The 16,963-nt window shown below is 72.9% G+C and carries 14 protein-coding genes and 1 pseudogene; 11 read left to right on the top strand and 4 right to left on the bottom strand.

The window, feature by feature from the left end:
- Positions 1-46 precede the first annotated feature (46 nt).
- From DWB77_RS29065 to DWB77_RS29045, 5 genes are read left to right on the top strand one after another with little or no spacing between them, the layout of a single operon-like run.
- A complete protein-coding gene (locus DWB77_RS29065; RefSeq protein WP_120724589.1) occupies positions 47-1,003 on the top strand; it encodes a cobalamin biosynthesis protein in 957 nt (318 codons plus the stop codon).
- Positions 985-2,490: a cobyric acid synthase gene (locus tag DWB77_RS29060; protein WP_120724587.1), complete on the top strand. Its 1,506-nt coding sequence runs from the start codon at positions 985-987 to the stop codon at positions 2,488-2,490. Before DWB77_RS29065 ends, DWB77_RS29060 begins: the two co-directional genes overlap by 19 nt.
- A gap of 52 nt (positions 2,491-2,542) precedes the next feature.
- Positions 2,543-4,609, top strand: a complete 2,067-nt coding sequence (locus DWB77_RS29055) for a putative cobaltochelatase (protein WP_120724585.1) — start codon at positions 2,543-2,545, stop codon at positions 4,607-4,609.
- Entirely contained in the window at positions 4,609-5,217 is a 609-nt protein-coding gene (gene cobO / locus DWB77_RS29050; protein ID WP_120724583.1) for a cob(I)yrinic acid a,c-diamide adenosyltransferase, read from the top strand. The genes DWB77_RS29055 and cobO overlap by 1 nt, the downstream gene beginning before the upstream one ends.
- Complete coding sequence (locus DWB77_RS29045; protein ID WP_120724581.1) at positions 5,211-6,623, top strand: cobyrinate a,c-diamide synthase; 1,413 nt, start codon at positions 5,211-5,213, stop codon at positions 6,621-6,623. The genes cobO and DWB77_RS29045 overlap by 7 nt, the downstream gene beginning before the upstream one ends.
- Positions 6,624-6,628: 5 nt before the next feature.
- On the opposite strand, the gene DWB77_RS29040 is transcribed toward DWB77_RS29045, so the two are convergent.
- On the bottom strand, positions 6,629-7,351 hold the full coding sequence (locus tag DWB77_RS29040; protein WP_120724579.1) for a ZIP family metal transporter: 723 nt from the start codon (positions 7,349-7,351) through the stop codon (positions 6,629-6,631).
- 88 nt (positions 7,352-7,439) lie between these two features.
- Between DWB77_RS29040 and cobC the strand changes: the two genes are divergently transcribed.
- Positions 7,440-8,990: an Rv2231c family pyridoxal phosphate-dependent protein CobC gene (gene cobC / locus DWB77_RS29035; RefSeq protein ID WP_120724577.1), complete on the top strand. Its 1,551-nt coding sequence runs from the start codon at positions 7,440-7,442 to the stop codon at positions 8,988-8,990.
- A 507-nt stretch (positions 8,991-9,497) separates the two neighbouring features.
- Here cobC and DWB77_RS29030 read toward each other — a convergent pair.
- The 3 genes and pseudogenes from DWB77_RS29030 to DWB77_RS29020 all read right to left on the bottom strand — a co-directional run bounded on the left by DWB77_RS29030 (position 9,498) and on the right by DWB77_RS29020 (position 12,277).
- A complete protein-coding gene (locus DWB77_RS29030) occupies positions 9,498-10,439 on the bottom strand; it encodes an SCO1860 family LAETG-anchored protein (protein WP_246033675.1) in 942 nt (313 codons plus the stop codon).
- A 311-nt stretch (positions 10,440-10,750) separates the two neighbouring features.
- The gene (locus DWB77_RS29025; RefSeq protein WP_216826871.1) at positions 10,751-10,987 is read right to left on the bottom strand and encodes a hypothetical protein; all 237 of its coding nucleotides are present in this window, start codon (positions 10,985-10,987) and stop codon (positions 10,751-10,753) included.
- Between the two features lie 205 nt (positions 10,988-11,192).
- Positions 11,193-12,277: pseudogene (locus tag DWB77_RS29020) on the bottom strand (amidohydrolase family protein).
- A gap of 113 nt (positions 12,278-12,390) precedes the next feature.
- Here DWB77_RS29020 and DWB77_RS29015 point away from each other — a divergent pair.
- The 5 genes from DWB77_RS29015 to thpD all read left to right on the top strand — a co-directional run bounded on the left by DWB77_RS29015 (position 12,391) and on the right by thpD (position 16,939).
- Positions 12,391-13,488 (top strand): pyridoxal-phosphate-dependent aminotransferase family protein, encoded by a 1,098-nt coding sequence (locus DWB77_RS29015; RefSeq protein WP_120728377.1) that lies wholly within the window; start codon positions 12,391-12,393, stop codon positions 13,486-13,488.
- Between the two features lie 377 nt (positions 13,489-13,865).
- A complete protein-coding gene (gene ectA / locus DWB77_RS29010; protein ID WP_174248731.1) occupies positions 13,866-14,345 on the top strand; it encodes a diaminobutyrate acetyltransferase in 480 nt (159 codons plus the stop codon).
- Positions 14,342-15,610 (top strand): diaminobutyrate--2-oxoglutarate transaminase, encoded by a 1,269-nt coding sequence (gene ectB / locus DWB77_RS29005; protein WP_120724571.1) that lies wholly within the window; start codon positions 14,342-14,344, stop codon positions 15,608-15,610. The genes ectA and ectB overlap by 4 nt, the downstream gene beginning before the upstream one ends.
- Before the next feature lie 61 nt (positions 15,611-15,671).
- A complete protein-coding gene (locus DWB77_RS29000; RefSeq protein ID WP_120724569.1) occupies positions 15,672-16,076 on the top strand; it encodes an ectoine synthase in 405 nt (134 codons plus the stop codon).
- 2 nt (positions 16,077-16,078) lie between these two features.
- Positions 16,079-16,939 carry an ectoine hydroxylase gene (gene thpD / locus DWB77_RS28995; protein WP_174248640.1) on the top strand — a complete coding sequence of 287 codons (861 nt, stop codon included), beginning with the start codon at positions 16,079-16,081 and terminating at the stop codon, positions 16,937-16,939.
- Positions 16,940-16,963: the final 24 nt, after the last annotated feature.

Raw genomic sequence — 16,963 nt, 5'->3', positions numbered from 1 at the left:
TGCCCAGCCCTGCCGGTCCTTCCCGCCCCGCCCTGGCGCGCTGAGGATGCGGGCCGATCGCACCTTCGCCTACGGCGCCGCCGCCGGACTCGTCGCCGACCTCCTGCTCGGCGATCCGCGCCGCGGCCATCCGGTCGCCGCGTTCGGCCGGGCGGCCGGTGCCGTCGAACGTCTCCTGTGGCGCGACCACCGCGGCCGGGGCGCCCTGCACACCCTGGTGTGCGCGGGTGGCGCCGCCGGCGCCGCGGCCCTGGTCTCCCGTGCCGTACGCGGCCGCCCCGCAGCCTCCTTCGCACTGACCGCGGCCGCCACCTGGACGGTGGTCGGCGGCACCTCGCTCGTCCGTGAGGCGCGGGCCATCGGCGGCGCGCTTGCCGCGGGCGACGTGGAGGTGGCCCGCGAGCGGCTCCCGCATCTGTGCGGGCGCGACCCGCGGTCCCTGGACGCCGATGGCATCGCGCGCGCGGTCGTCGAGTCGGTCGCCGAGAACACCTCCGACGCCGTCGTCGGCGCCCTGGTGTGGGGTGCGCTAGCGGGCGTGCCCGGGCTCGTGGGCTTCCGCGCGGTCAACACCCTGGACGCGATGGTCGGGCACAAGTCGCCCCGGTACCGCCGCTACGGCTGGGCCTCGGCGCGGCTCGACGACGTGGCGGGCTGGCCCGGCGCACGCGTCACCGCGGGTCTCGCGGCGCTCGCGGGCCCCGACACCCGGGGCGCGTTCCGCGCCTGGCGCGCCGACGCCGACCGGCACCCCAGCCCCAACGCGGGCCCCGTGGAAGCCGCGTTCGCGGGCGCGCTCGGCGTACGGCTCGGCGGCACGCTCTCGTACGCGGGACGCGTCGAGCACCGGCCGGTCCTGAACGCGTCGGGGCGGCCCGTCGAGGTCGCCGACATCGAACGTGCGGTACGGCTCTCGCGCACGGTGGGCCTGCTGACGCTGGCCTGCGCCGTGGTTGCGGGGGCCGCTGTGAGAAAGGGACGTACATGGGTGGCGGGCTGCTGATCGCGGGCACGACCTCCGACGCGGGCAAGAGCGTCGTCACGGCCGGGATCTGCCGCTGGCTGGTGCGCCGGGGCGTCAAGGTCGCGCCCTTCAAGGGGCAGAACATGTCGCTCAACTCGTTCGTGACGCGCGAGGGCGCGGAGATCGGCCGGGCCCAGGCGATGCAGGCACAGGCGGCGCGCGTGGAGCCGACCGCGCTGATGAACCCGGTGCTGCTCAAGCCGGGCAGCGACCGTTCCAGTCAGGTCGTCCTGATGGGGAAGCCGGTCGGCGAGCTGAGCGCCCGCGGCTACCACGGGGGACGCCAGCAGGCGCTGCTCGGCACCGTCCTGGAGTGCCTTGCGGAGCTGCGGGGCACCTATGACGCGGTGATCTGCGAGGGGGCGGGCAGCCCGGCCGAGATCAATCTGCGGCGTACCGACATCGTCAACATGGGCATCGCGCGGGCCGCGCGGCTGCCCGTGGTCGTGGTCGGCGACATCGACCGGGGCGGGGTGTTCGCCTCGTTCTTCGGGACGACGGCGCTGCTGAGCCCCGAGGACCAGGCGCTGGTCGCGGGGTACGTCGTCAACAAGTTCCGGGGCGACGTGACGCTTCTGGAGCCCGGCATCGAGATGCTGCGCGGCCTCACCGGACGGCACACCTACGGGATCCTGCCGTACGCCCATGGCCTCGGCATCGACGAGGAGGACGGCCTCAGGGTCTCGATGCGCGGGGCCGTGCGGGAGTCGGTGGTGGCGCCGCCGGTCGGCGAGGACGTGCTGCGGGTCGCGGTCTGCGCGGTGCCGCTGATGTCCAACTTCACCGATGTGGACGCGCTCGCGGCCGAGCCCGGCGTGGTCGTGCGGTTCGTGGACCGGCCCGAGGAACTCCTCGACGCCGACCTGGTGGTGGTGCCCGGAACCCGCGGCACGGTCCGCGCCCTGGAGTGGCTGCGCGAACGGGGCCTCGCGGCCGAAATTGCCCGCCGGGCGGCCGCGGGCCGCCCGGTCCTCGGCATCTGCGGCGGCTTCCAGCTCCTCGGCGAGCACATCGAGGACGACGTCGAGTCGAAGGCGGGCTCGGTCGCCGGCCTTCGGCTGCTGCCCGTACGCGTGCGGTTCGCGGCCGACAAGACCCTGGCGCGGCCCGTCGGCGAGGCCCTGGGCGAACGCGTCGAGGGGTACGAGATCCATCACGGGGTGGCCCAAGTCCTGGGCGGCGAGGCCTTCTTGGACGGATGCCGGGTCGGCTCCGTCTGGGGCACCCACTGGCACGGCTCCCTGGAGAGCGACGGGTTCAGACGGCGCTTCCTCGAACGGGTCGCGCGCGACGCGGGCCGCCGGTTCGTGCCCGCGCCCGACACCTCGTTCGGGGTGTTGCGCGAGGAACAGCTCGACCGGCTCGGCGACCTGATCGAGGAACACGCCGACACCGACGCCCTGTTGCGCCTGATCGAGCAGGGCCCGCCCGCCGGGTTGCCCTTCATCCCGCCGGGGGCGCCGTGACCGCCCCCGCCCGTACGCCGCGTACCGCACCAATCCGAGGAGAGATCGGCCCATGAGCACCCGGTATCCGTTCACCGCCGTCGTCGGCATGGACGACCTGCGGCTCGCGCTGCTCCTGAACGCCGTCAGCCCGGCTGTGGGAGGGGTCCTGGTCCGGGGCGAGAAGGGCACCGCCAAGAGCACCGCGGTCCGCGCGCTCGCGGACCTGCTGCCCGAGGTGGCGGTCGTGCCGGGCTGCCGCTTCAGCTGCGACCCGGCCGCGCCCGACCCGCAGTGCCCGGACGGGCCGCACGAGAGCGGCCCCGGCACGGCCCGTGCCGCCCGCATGGTGGAGCTTCCGGTGGGCGCCTCCGAGGACCGTCTGGTGGGCGCCCTCGACATCGAACGGGCGCTGGGCGAGGGCGTGAAGGCCTTCGAGCCGGGCCTGCTCGCGGACGCCCACCGCGGCATCCTCTACGTCGACGAAGTCAACCTGCTCCACGACCACCTCATCGACCTCCTCCTCGACGCCGCCGCCATGGGGTCGTCCTATGTGGAGCGTGAGGGCGTCTCGGTGCGGCACGCCGCGCGGTTCCTGCTGGTCGGCACGATGAACCCCGAAGAGGGCGAGCTGCGGCCGCAGTTGCTCGACCGGTTCGGCCTGACCGTCGAGGTCGCGGCCTCACGCGAGCCCGCCCAGCGCGTCGAAGTGGTGCGGCGCCGGCTCGCCCACGACGACGACCCGGCCGCGTTCGCCGGGCGCTGGGCGGACGAGGAGAGCGCGCTGCGCCAACGGATCGTCGCGGCACGGGAGTTGCTCCCCTCCGTGACGCTCGGAGACGCGGTGCTGCTCCAGATCGCGGCCACCTGCGCCGCGTTCGAGGTCGACGGCATGCGCGCCGACATCGTGATGGCGCGCACCGCCACCGCGCTCGCCGCGTGGGCGGGCCGTACGGAGGTGACCAGCGACGACGTCCGCCAGGCCGCGCTGCTGGCGCTGCCGCACCGGCGCAGGCGCAACCCGTTCGACGCGCCGGGCCTCGACCAGGACAAGCTCGACGAGACCCTGGAGCAGTTCCAGGGCGAGGACGAGGGCGACGACGATCCGGACCCGGGCCCCGAGGGCCCCGGCGGCGGGGGCGGGGGCGGAGGCGGGGTGCCGCCGCAGGGCGACTCCCCCGAGAGCCCGGCCGACTCCCCCGACGCGTCCGAGCCGTCGGAGCCGTCGGAGCCGGCCGGGTCCCCGGACTCCCCCGACGCGGTGGAGCCGCCCGCCTCACCCGTCCCCAGTGGCCCCGGCGAGCGCGCCGCGGTGAAGTCCGCCGAGCCGTTCCGCACGAAGATGCTGAGCGTGCCCGGCCTCGGCGAGGGCGCGGCCGGCCGGCGCTCGCGGGCCCGCACCGAGCACGGCAGGACCACCGGCTCGCGCCGCCCCCAAGGGGCCCTCACCAAGCTGCACTTGACGGCGACGGTGCAGGCGGCCGCCCCCCATCAGCGGGCGCGCGGACGGGTGGGCCGCGGTCTCGTGGTGCGCCGTGACGATCTGCGCCAGGCGACCCGCGAGGGCCGCGAGGGCAACCTCGTCCTCTTCGTGGTGGACGCGTCCGGGTCGATGGCGGCCCGCCGGCGCATGAGCGCGGTCAAGGGAGCGGTGCTCTCGCTGCTTCTCGACGCCTACCAGCGCCGCGACAAGGTCGGTCTGATCACCTTCCGCGGCAAGGAGGCCGAGCTCGCGCTGCCGCCCACCTCGTCGGTGGACGCGGCCGCCGCCCGGCTCGAAACGCTGCCGACCGGCGGGCGCACCCCCCTCGCGGCGGGGCTCCTCAGGGCCCACGACGTGCTGCGGGTGGAGCGGCTGCGCGATCCTTCGCGCCGTCCGCTCCTCGTGGTCGTCACCGACGGCCGGGCCACGGGCGGCCCCGAGCCGGTGGCGCTCGCGGGGCGGGCCGCCCGGCTGCACGCCGCCGAGGGCATCGCGTCGGTGGTCGTGGACTGCGAGTCGGGCATGGTGCGGCTGGGGCTCGCGGGGGAGCTCGCGCGTGAACTCGGCGGCAGCGCCGTCACGTTGGACGAGTTGCGGGCGGACTCCATCGCCGGCCTCGTCAAGGATGTCCAGGGAACTTCGAGGAGGGCCGCTTAATGCCGCAGGGACAGGTCAGTGTCGTACCCGAGGACGGTCTGACGACACGTCAGCGACGCAACAGGCACCTGGTCATGGTGCACACCGGCGTCGGCAAGGGGAAGTCGACGGCCGCGTTCGGGATGGCTCTGCGCGCCTGGAACCAGGGCTGGCCGGTCGGGGTGTTCCAGTTCGTGAAGTCGGCGAAGTGGAAGGTCGGCGAGGAGAACGCGCTGAAGGTGCTCGGGGCGTCCGGCGAGGGCGGCCCCGTCGACTGGCACAAGATGGGCGAGGGCTGGTCGTGGATCCAGCGCGAGACCGCCGAGGGCGAGCCGACCCACGAGGAGAAGGCCCGCGAGGGCTGGGAGCAGGTCAAGCGCGACCTGGCCGCCGAGACGTACAAGTTCTACGTCCTCGACGAGTTCGCCTATCTGCTGCACTGGGGCTGGGTCGACGTCGACGAGGTCGTCTCGGTGCTCCGCGACCGTCCGGGCACCCAGCATGTGGTGATCACCGGCCGCAACGCCCCTGAACAACTGGTGGAGTTCGCGGATCTGGTCACGGACATGTCCAAGGTCAAGCACCCGATGGACGCCGGTCAGAAGGGCCAGCGGGGCATCGAGTGGTAGCACGTCTCGTCATCGCCGCCCCGGCGTCGGGCAGCGGCAAGACCACCGTCACGACGGGCCTGATGGCCGCGTTCACGGGCGCCGGGCTCACCGTGTCCCCGCACAAGGTCGGCCCGGACTACATCGACCCCGGCTACCACTCCCTGGCGACCGGGCGCCCCGGACGCAACCTCGACGCGTACATGTGCGGGCCCGAGCTCGTGGCCCCGCTGTTCGCGCACGGGGCCCAGGGGTGCGACCTCGCCGTGGTGGAGGGCGTGATGGGCCTGTACGACGGGGCGAGCGGTCTCGGCGAACTCGCCTCCACCGCGCAGGTCGCCAAGCTGCTGCGCGCACCGGTGGTGCTCGTCGTGGACGCCTCCTCGCAGTCGCGGTCGGTGGCCGCGCTGGTGCACGGCTTCGTGTCCTGGGACCCCGAGGTGCGCGTCGGCGGGGTGATCCTCAACAAGGTCGGCTCCGACCGGCACGAGGCGCTGCTGCGCGAGGCCATGGAGGACGTGGGGGTTCCCGTCCTCGGCGCGCTGCGCCGCGCGCCCCAGGTCGACACGCCGTCGCGCCATCTGGGCCTGGTCCCGGTCGCGGAGCGCCGCACCGACGCGGTGGACGCGGTGGCGGCGATGGGCGAGCAGGTGCGGCAGGGCTGCGATCTGGAGGGCCTGCTCGCACTGGCCCGCACCGCGCCGCCGCTGGGGGTGGAGGCGTGGGAGCCGGGCACCATCCAGCCCCTCCGGCGTTCGGAGAGCGGGGGTCCGGGGGCGGAGCACCCGGTCCAGGAAGGGGCGGGGTGGGGAAGAAGCGCCGCGCGGCGGCCCGTCATCGCCGTCGCGGGCGGATCCGCGTTCACCTTCTCCTACGCCGAGAACACCGAACTGCTCACCGCCGCCGGCGCCGAGGTCGTCACCTTCGACCCCCTCAAGGACGAGCAACTCCCGCCGGACACCGACGGGTTGGTGATAGGCGGCGGCTTCCCCGAGGTGTACGCCGCCGAGCTGTCCGCCAACGAACGGCTCCGCAAGGCCGTCGCCGAGCTCGCCCGTTCGGGGGCGCCGGTGGCCGCCGAGTGCGCGGGGCTGCTGTATCTGGCGCGCTCCCTCGACGGGCAGCCGATGTGCGGGGTGCTCGACGCGGACGCGCGGATGTCGGGCCGGCTCACGCTGGGCTATCGGGAGGCGGTGGCGGTGCGGGACAACAGCCTGGCCGCCGCCGGGACGAGGCTGCGCGGCCACGAGTTCCACCGCACCGTCATCGAGCCGGGCGCGGGCGCCGACCCCGCCTGGGGCCTGGTGCACCCGGAACGCCGCTTCGAGGGCTTCGTCCAGGGCGGTGTGCACGCGAGCTATCTGCACACCCACTGGGCGGCCCGCCCGGAGGTGGCCCACCGGTTCGCCGGGGCCTGCGCGCGATGACGTACTCAGCCGGCGACGCCCACCACCAGCCAGATGAACCCCACGCCCGCGACGGTGCACAGCAGCGTGGAGAGGGCGGGGTGCTCGTGGTGGGCCTCGGGGAGGATCTCGGCGGCGGCCAGATACAGGAGCACGCCGCCGAAGAACCCCAGATAGCTGCCGAGCAGCTGCTCCGGAAGGGTGAAGAGCAGGGTCGAGGCGGCGCCCACCATCGGCGCCAGCGCGTCCGCGAACAGCATCGCGAGCGCCTTGCGCTTCTCGTTCCCGTACAGACTGGTGATCGTGTACGTGTTGAAGCCGTCGGCGAAGTCGTGGGTGATGACGGCGAGCGCCACGGCGACGCCCATCCCGGCGCCGACCTGGAAGGCCGCGCCGATCGCGACGCCGTCCATGAGGCTGTGCCCGACCATCGCCGAGGCGACGGTGACGCCGACCTGCGGGGCCCGGTGCTCGCCCGCGCCGTGGGCGGCCTGGCGCACGGCGAGCACCCGCTCGACGACGTGCGCGAACAGGAAGCCGCCCACGAACAGGAGCAGGGCGCGGGGCACCCCGAAAAGGTCCTCGCCGGCCGCGTCCAGGGCTTCGGGCAGCAGGTCGAGCCCGACCACGCCGAGCATGAGTCCGCCCGCGAGCCCGAGCACCAGATGGCGCCGGTCGGTGACCCGCTGGGCGGTCCAGCCGCCGACCAGAGTCATCAGGAACGCGCCGAGCGCGACGAATACCGCCATGCGCCCTTGCTAACCGACGGGGCCCGCACTCCGCACGTCCACACCGGGGCCCGCCGCCGCCCCGGGGCGGCCTGAGAGGATCCCCGTCATGGCCGACGACGCCGCCTCGCCCGCCCGCGCCGCCGGGGAGCCGGCCCCTCTCGTGGTGGGCGTCGGCGCCTCCCGGGGGGTCCCCGCGGGCGAGGTGCTCGCGCTGATCGAGGCCGCTCTCGACGAGGCGGGACTCGGACGGCCGGCCGTCGTCGAGCTGGCCACCGTCGAAACCAAGGCGCGCGAACCGGGGCTCCTCGGCGCCGCGGCCCGGCTCGGGGTGCCGCTGGTCGGGTATCCGGCCCGTGAGCTGGCGGCCGTCCCCGTGCCGCACCGCTCGGCCGCCGCCCTCGCCGCGGTCGGCACCCCCTCCGTCGCGGAGGCCGCGGCCCTGGCGGGGGGCGGGGAACTGCTGGTCCCCAAGCGGAAGTCGAGCCCCGAGGGGCGCCCGGCCGGGGCGACGTGTGCGATCGTACGTCGGCCCCACCTCCGGCCGAACGCCGAGCAGGGCGACGGACCCCCCACGAGGAGCGAGGAAGCCATGTCCATCCCCACCACCGAGTCCCCCCACGATCTGCGCCACCACGGTGACGCGGAGGTCCGTGACGACGGCGGCGAGCTGACCGATCTCGCGGTCAATGTGCGCACCGGTACTCCCCCGGCCTGGCTGCGCGAGCGGATCGCCGATTCGCTGACCGCCCTCGCCGCCTATCCGGACGGCCGCTCCGCGCGTGCGGCGGTGGCCGACCGGCACGGCGTGGCCCCGGAGCGGGTGCTGTTGACGTCGGGCGCGGCCGAGGCGTTCGTGCTGCTCGCCCGCGCCCTGACGGTCCGTCATCCCGTGGTGGTGCACCCGCAGTTCACCGAGCCGGAGGCGGCGCTGCGCGATGCCGGGCACGCGGTACGGCGGGTCCTGCTGCGCGCCGAGGACGGCTTCCGGCTCGACCCCGCGCTCGTTCCCGAGGAGGCGGACCTGGTGGTGGTCGGCAACCCGACCAACCCCACCTCCGTCCTGCACCCGGCCGATGTCCTGGCCCAACTCGCGCGCCCGGGGCGGACATTGGTGGTGGACGAGGCGTTCATGGACGCGGTGCCGGGCGAGCGCGAGGCGCTGGCAGGCCGCACCGATCTGCCCGGTCTCGTCGTGCTGCGCAGCCTGACCAAGACGTGGGGCCTGGCGGGGCTGCGGATCGGTTATGTGCTGGCCGAGCCGGAGACGATCGCGGCCCTCCAGCAGGCCCAGCCGCTGTGGCCGGTGTCGACTCCGGCCCTGGTCGCGGCGGGCGCGTGCATGGAGCCCCGGGCGCTGGCGGAGGCCGAGGCGGCGGCCGTGCGGGGCGCCGAGGACCGGGCGCATCTGCTCGCGGGGCTCGCGGAGTTCGAGGAGGTGCGGGCGGTGGAGGCGGCCGAGGGGCCGTTCGTGCTCGTACGGATCGAGGGGGCGGATCGGGTGCGTCAGCGGCTCCGTACGCTCGGCTTCGCGGCTCGGCGGGGCGATACGTTTCCCGGGCTCGGCCCGGATTGGCTGCGGCTCGCGGTGCGGGACCGCACCACGACCAACCGCTTCCTCCAAGCCCTGGACCAGTCCCTGACCCTGACCCACCCCTAGCCCCCTCCGCCCACGGGGGGTTGGCCGGCCCGTGCCTGCCGGGGCTCGGCCCCAGCCCCTAGGCACCTCGCCCACCCACCCACCCGTGCAGCGAGCTGAAAGGTCCGGCCCCTGGGGCTCCGCCCCAGACCCCAGCGCGTTTGCCCACCCACCCGCCCGTAGGCGCGGGGTTGGATGGCTCCGGGCCCCCTGGGGCTCCGCCCCAGACCCCGTTCGCGCCTAAAGGGCGCTCGTCCTCAATCTCCCCCAAGGCCTTAAGGGCCAGGGGGGACCCCCATGACAGGCTGAGGTGCTGGCCAGCGCCGAGCATTTAAGGGGCGCGGGGAACTGCGCGACCAGCCACGCACGGCCCGCAGACGAAAACGGGTTTTTCGGGGGCGCGGGGAACTGCGCAAGAAGCGACCACGGCCCGCAGGCCGAGAGCGGGTTCAGGGGCGCGGGGAACTGCGCAAAAAGGCCCCACCCTCGGGTGGGCCGGGGTCGCGGCCCCGCTCCCCGCCCACCCCCTCACCCCCGCCCGCCGCGCACGCGAACAAGCACACCCGCCCCACCCACGAGCAACACCACCGCCCCGCCCACCAAATAGGGGGCGACCGACCCCCCACCCGTCCGAGCCAGTTCACCGTCGGAGACACCCCGCGCCGATACCCCGCTCGCGACCACCGGCGGCACCGTGGCGGACCGCGGCCCGGCCGGCACCTGCGGGGTCCGACACGTCGCCTCGGCCAGCGCGACCTCGCCCTTGACGTCGGCGACGTTCAGATCGAGCGGGTTGACCGAGACCGCAAGCCGCAGCGCGACCGCCGCCGCGGTGCGCGACGTGGTCGTGGCCCGCGAAAGGTCGAGGGTGACCTCGCCAACCCCCGGCACCCGCACCCGCGTCGTGCCGCCCGTCGACACGGTGACCTTCTTGCCGAGTACGGTCACCGCGCCCAGCACATTGGACGTGGCGACGGGCGCCCGGCCCGCCGCGCAGACCGCACTCGACGTCACCTCCCCCACCTCGATGAGCGAGAGCAGCGGAAGCCCGGGCAGGTGCAGCCGGGCGTGGACCAGCCGCGCCGAGGCCTCCGTCTTCTTCGCGTCGACGCTCGCCCGGGCGGTGGCGACGTCCGCCTTCAGCACGTCGACGGGCCGACCCCCGCCGACCCCGTCCAGCTTCACGGTCAGCGCGGTCTTCTCGGCCCCGGCGGGCGCCGAGACCTCGTTGAGCGTGGCTTTCAACGGCACGTCGACGGCCTTGTCGAGCAGGGAGACGTCGAGCCCGGTACGCAGCACCACGGCCCCCGCCCGGCCACCCCCGTCGCCCTCCACGCCGGTGGAGCCGGCGGCGTGCGCGGGCGCGGCGAGCAGGAACGGCCCGGCGGTGAGCGCCGCGCAGGCCGCGATGGCGGCGGACCGGCGGACGAGAGGACCGTGCGCGGGCAGGCGGAAGTTGTCGCTGTTCACGATGGTGGAACCCCCACAGGAGACATGGCAGCCCGGGCGCCCGCCACGGGGACTCGTGGGACTCGTGCGAATCGAGGGGCGCGCCGGCGACTTGGGACACCGCATCTTTACGCACGGAGAGTGAACTGACCGTCACACGAAGGGAGTTCACCCCAAGGGGTGGTTTCCGCCCGCACATTCGATTCCCCTGCCACCCCCACCCCCTTCGTCACCCCCGCAACCACCCTCCACTCCCCACACCGCCCCGCCCCCGGCGTACGCGTAAAGAATCCCAACGACCCGGCCGCACTGGACGTAACGGGCGGTCAACTTCAGGGCGTTCCGTGCAGAAGCGAGATCAGCTGGTCCAGTACGGCTCCTCCGCTCGTGCGCAGACCGTCGTGCTGGTAGGCGTCGGTGATCCAGGGCCGCAGTCCGCGGATGGCACCGGCGGTGCCGATCGCCAGGTCCCGGTCGAGGTACATGTCGTCCTGGTAGATCGCGGCGGCGACGGGCACGGTGTTGGCGCCCAGGCGGTCGACGTCGTAGAGGGCGGGACGTGCGGCCAAGCGACGCGCTCGGTGAGGGATCGGGCCTGTCGCTCCGCGCCTCACTCGGCCCCCACCGCCCGGCCGGGGCCCACGACTATGCGCGCTCCCCCAACTCCCGCGCTCGTGCGGCCCGTTGGTCCCGGGCGCCCGCGATGCGCCTCCGAAAGCCGCTGCCCCGGAGGCCGATCCACCTCAACTCACCTAGCCTAGCGGCCAGTTGAGGTCAGCCCACCACCCGCCCGCGCAACACCACACGGCTGGGCGCCGCGAGGACCCGGACGTCCGCTCGGGGGTCCTGGTCGTAGAGCACCAGGTCGGCGGGGGCGCCCTCCTCCAGGGCGGGGCGGCCCAGCCAGGAGCGGGCCCCCACGTCGTCGCGGAGAGCGCGTCGAGCGCCGGGATGCCCGCCTTGACCAGTTCGGCGACCTCGGCGGCGACCAGGCCGTGGGCGAGGGAGCCTCCCGCGTCGGTGCCGACGAAGACGGGTACGCCCGCGTCGTAGGCCGAGCGCACCGTGTCGTAACGGCGCGCGTGCAACTGCCGCATGTGGCCGGCCCATTGGGGGAACTTCGCCTCGCCGCCGTCGGCCATGTGCGGGAACGTGGCGATGTTGACCAGGGTCGGCACGATCGCGACGCCCCGCTCGGCGAAGAGCGGGATGGTGTCCTCGGTCAGGCCGGTGGCGTGCTCGATGCAGTCGATGCCCGCCTCGACCAGGTCCCTGAGCGAGTCCTCGGCGAAGCAGTGCGCGGTGACCCGGGCGCCGAGCCGGTGGGCCTCGGCGATGGCGGCCTCGACCTCGCCGCGCGGCCAGCAGGGGGTGAGGTCGCCGACCTCCCGGTCGATCCAGTCGCCGACCAGTTTGACCCAGCCGTCCCCGCGCCGCGCCTCCCGCGCGATGTAGGCGACGAGGTCGCCGGGCTCGATCTCATGGGCGTAGTTGCGGATGTAGCGCCGGGTGCGCGCGATGTGGCGGCCCGCCCTGATGATCTTCGGCAGGTCCTCGCGGTCGTCGATCCAGCGGGTGTCGGAGGGCGAACCCGCGTCACGGATCAGCAGGGTTCCGGCCTCCCGGTCGGTCAGGGCCTGCTTCTCGCTCACCTCGTCGGGCACCGGACCGTGCTGGTCGAGGCCCACGTGGCAGTGCGCGTCGACGAGGCCCGGCAGCGCCCAGCCGGTCAGGGTGAGTGCCTCGCCCGGGGGCCGCTCGTAGGTGATCCGCCCGTCCACGGCCCACAGTTCGTCCCGTACGTCCTCGGGCCCGGCCAGGACGCGCCCCTTCACATGCAGCACCATGCGATCGCTCATGGTCAGCACTGTACGAGGGTCTGGGTAGTCTCCCTCCAGAGGATCGAACACCGGGCTCGAACCCCGGCCCGAGCCTCGCCGTGACCCCCGAGCCGACCGAAGAAGGCACCCCCGTGACACACCCGCTCCTGGACCTGGCCCCGCTGACCGCCGACCACTTCGCGGCGATCGAGCGACGGGTGGCCGCCCTGCTCGCCACCGGTCAGGACGTGGTGATCATGCAGGGTGAGGCGCTGCTCCCGCTGGAGGGCTGCATCCGGGGCGCGGCGCATCCCGGCTCCACCGCGCTCAACGTCGTGACCGGCCCCTATGGGCAGACCTTCGGCAACTGGCTGCGCGACTGCGGGGCCCATGTGGTCGATCTGGAGGTGCCGTTCCACACGGCGGTCACCGCGGAGCAGATCGATCGTGCGCTCACCGATCACCCGGAGATCGATTTCGTTTCGCTCGTTCACGCGGAGGCGGCGACCGGCAATACGAACCCGGTCGCGGAGATCGGCGAGGTGGTGCGCCGGCACGGCGCCCTGTTCATGCTGGACGCGGTGGCGTCGGTGGCCGCCGAGCCGCTCCGGGTGGACGACTGGGGCGTGGACCTGTGTGTGATCGGCGCGCAGAAGGCGATGGGCGGCCCGGCCGGCGCCTCGGCGGTCTCGGTCAGCGCCCGCGCCTGGGAGCGCATCGCCGCCAACCCGAACGCGCCGCGCCGCTCCTACCTCTCGCTCCTCGACTGGAAGGAGCGCTGGATCGACGGCGGCCGCAAGGCCCTGCTGCACGCGCCCGCCCAGCTGGAGATGCTCGCCCTGGAGGCCTGCGTGGAGCGCATCGAGTCCGAGGGCCTGACGGCCGTGATGGCCCGGCACGCCTCGGCCGCGGCGGCGACCCGGGCGGGCGCGCTCGCGCTCGGCGGCGGGCTCGCGCCGTATGTCCACGAGGCGGCGGACGCGGCTCCGGTCGCCACGACGCTGCGTACCCCCGACGGGGTGGACGCCGGCGCGCTGGTCGCCGCGGCGCTCGCGGCCGATCCGTCGCTGCCGTTGATCGCCGGCGGCGGGGCGCTGGCCTCGACCATGATCCGGGTCAACCACTACGGGGTGGACGCCACGCGCGGCGCCGTCCAGTCCTCGCTCGCGGCGCTGGGTGCGGCGCTCGGCGAGCGCGGTGTCGCGGTGGACCTCGAAGCTGCCCGCAGGGCCGTTTCCGAAACCTGGTGACACCTTTTCCGCGACCCTGAGACGCGTAAAGCACAACTGAAGCACAGCCCAAGCACAACTGAATTCCACAAAACGTTCCACATAACGGGAAGCTGCTTATCCACCGCAGCTTCCCGTTTTCTTCTGCCCCGGCTTACCGAAGTCAAACACCTGAGTTTCAGCACGGTTTCCCGGCGGTCACAAGGGTGTGATCGACTCCACAACCACGCCCTTTTGTCCGGTAATTACCGGACAAACCGGTTCGCGCGCATGCTCGCGTGATAACACGAACGGCTTCCCTGCACACCCCCTGGCGGGAATGCGATTTCAATTTCCGATCGGTAAATTCCCTCGGCATGACCGCCGCGCAAACAGCAGTCCGTATCGAAAACCCACGAGTGGAGGACGGAGCCGCGATCTGGCGTATCGCCCGTGACTCCGAGGTGCTCGACCTCAACTCCTCGTACAGCTATCTGCTCTGGTGCCGCGACTTCGCCAGGACGTCCGTGGTGGCCCGGGACGACGACGGCGCGCCCATCGCGTTCATCACCGGCTACGTACGGCCGGACCGTCCGGGCACCCTCGTCGTGTGGCAGGTCGCCGTCGACCACGCCCACCGGGGCCAGGGGCTCGCGGGGCTGCTGCTCGAAGCGCTGACCGCGAAGGTGTCCACCTCGCACGGGGTGACCTGGCTGGAGACGACGGTCTCGCCGGACAACACCCCCTCCGACCGCCTCTTCGCCTCGTACGCCAAGCGCCGCGGCGCCAGCCTCGACCGTGAGCTCCTCTTCGACGCGGGCCTCTTCCCCGACGACGGGCACCAGCCCGAAGTCCTCTACCGAATCGGCCCCCTCCACCCCCAGGGAGAATCGCTGTGACCATCACCCCGCCCGCCCTCAGTGTCTTCGAGTCGCTCGAATCGGAGGTACGCAGCTACTGCCGCGGCTGGCCCGCCGTGTTCGACCGCGCGCAGGGTGCCCGCCTCACCGACGAGGACGGCCACAGCTATCTGGATTTCTTCGCCGGAGCCGGCTCACTCAACTACGGGCACAACAACCCGGTCCTGAAACGGGCGTTGCTCGACTACATCGAGCGGGACGGCATCACCCACGGCCTCGACATGGCGACCACCGCGAAACGGGCGTTCCTCGAAACGTTCCAGAACGTGATCCTGCGCCCGCGCGATCTGCCGTACAAGGTGATGTTCCCCGGCCCGACCGGCACCAACGCCGTCGAGTCCGCGCTGAAGCTGGCCCGCAAGGTGAAGGGCCGCGAGTCGATCGTCTCCTTCACCAACGCCTTCCACGGCATGTCGCTCGGCTCGCTCGCCGTCACCGGCAACGCCTTCAAGCGGGCCGGCGCCGGCATCCCGCTGGTGCACGGCACGCCGATGCCGTTCGACAACTACCTCGACGGCCGGGTGCCCGACTTCCTGTGGTTCGAGCGGCTCCTGGAGGACCAGGGCTCCGGCCTCAACAAGCCGGCCGCGGTGATCGTGGAGACCGTGCAGGGCGAGGGCGGCATCAACGTGGCGCGGCCCGAGTGGCTGCGCGCGCTCGCCGACCTGTGCCGCCGCCGCGACATGCTGCTGATCGTCGACGACATCCAGATGGGCTGCGGCCGCACCGGCGCCTTCTTCTCCTTCGAGGAGGCGGGCATCGTGCCGGACATCGTCACCGTCTCCAAGTCGATCAGCGGCTACGGCCTGCCGATGTCGTTGTGCCTGTTCAAGGGCGAGCTCGACGTGTGGGAGCCCGGCGAGCACAACGGCACCTTCCGCGGCAACAACCCGGCGTTCGTCACCGCGACCGCGGCACTCGACGCCTACTGGGCCGACGGCCAGATGGAGAAGCACACCCTGGCCCGCGGCGAGCAGGTCGAGCAGGCGCTGCTCGCGCTCTGCACCGAGCACGGCCGGCTCGGCGCGAGCTACCGGGGCCGCGGCCTGGTGTGGGGCCTGGAGTTCGCGGACCCCGCGCGCGCCTCCGAGGTCTGTGCCCGCGCCTTCGAGCTGGGTCTGCTCCTGGAGACCTCCGGCCCCAAGAGCGAGGTGGTCAAGCTGCTTCCGCCGCTGACCATCACCCCGGACGAGCTGGACGAGGGGCTGCGCTCGCTGGCCCGCGCGGTCGCCGCGACCGTCTGACCCAGCCGCCCGACCGGCGCCACAGATCCGACCGACGTAGACAGAAAGGCAGCAACTCACCGTGATTGTCCGCTCGTTCAAGGACATCGAGAACACCGACCGCCATGTGAAGGCCGCCTCCGGCACCTGGGAGAGCAAGCGGATCGTCCTCGCGAAGGAGAAGGTCGGTTTCTCGCTGCACGAGACCGTCCTGTACGCGGGCACCGAGACCTCCATGTGGTACGCCAACCACATCGAGGCCGTGCTGTGCACCGAGGGCGAGGCCGAGCTCACCAACGAGGAGACCGGCGAGACCCACTGGATCGAGCCGGGCACCATGTACCTCCTGGACGGCCACGAGCGCCACACGCTGCGCCCCAAGACCGACTTCCGCTGCGTCTGCGTCTTCAACCCGCCGGTCACCGGACGGGAGGACCACGACGAGAACGGCGTCTACCCGCTGCTGACCGAACCCGAGGAGGGCTGACCATGACCGTCCAGGATCTCTACCCCACGCGTGGCTCCGCCGAGGTGATCACGCCCCGCCAGGACCCGGTCGTCTGGGGACCGTCCGAAGGACTCGAATCGTTCGAGCAGGACGGCTTCCTCTCGATCCAGGACCTGCTGTCGGATGACGAAGTGGCGCTCTATCGCTCGGAACTTGAGCGATTGATCGCCGATCCCGCCATCCGTGCCGATGAGCGGTCGATCATCGAACCGCAGTCGCAGTCCGTGCGTTCGGTCTTCGAAGTGCACCGGATCAGTGAGGTGTTCGCGCGCCTGGTGCGGGACGAGCGTGTGGTGGGCACGGCGCGCCGCATCCTCGGTTCGGACGTGTACGTCCATCAGTCCCGGATCAATGTGAAGCCCGGCTTCGGCGCCTCCGGCTTCTACTGGCACTCGGACTTCGAGACCTGGCACGCCGAGGACGGTCTGCCGCGGATGCGTACGGTGTCGGTCTCGATCGCGCTGACCGAGAACCACGACACCAACGGCGGCCTGATGATCATGCCCGGCTCGCACCGGGACTTCCTCGGCTGCGAGGGCGCCACGCCGAAGGACAACTACAAGAAGTCCCTTCAGATGCAGGACGCGGGAACGCCGTCCGACGAGGCGCTCACCAAGATGGCAGACCGCCACGGCATCCAGTTGTTCACGGGCCGGGCCGGTTCGGCGACCTGGTTCGACTGCAACGCGATGCACGGCTCCGGGGACAACATCACCCCGTTCCCGCGCAGCAACGTGTTCATCGTCTTCAACAGTGTGGAGAACACCGCGGTGGAGCCCTTCGCCGCGCCGATCCGCCGCCCGGAGTTCATCGGGGCGAGGGACTTCACGCCGGTGCGCTGAACGACCTTCAGGCCGGGGGTCCGG

The sequence above is a fragment of the Streptomyces hundungensis genome (assembly GCF_003627815.1).
Classification (GTDB): Bacteria; Actinomycetota; Actinomycetes; order Streptomycetales; family Streptomycetaceae; genus Streptomyces; species Streptomyces hundungensis_A.
Note: the sequence above shows the minus strand (reverse complement) of the source record. Positions and strands in the feature narration are given on the sequence as shown.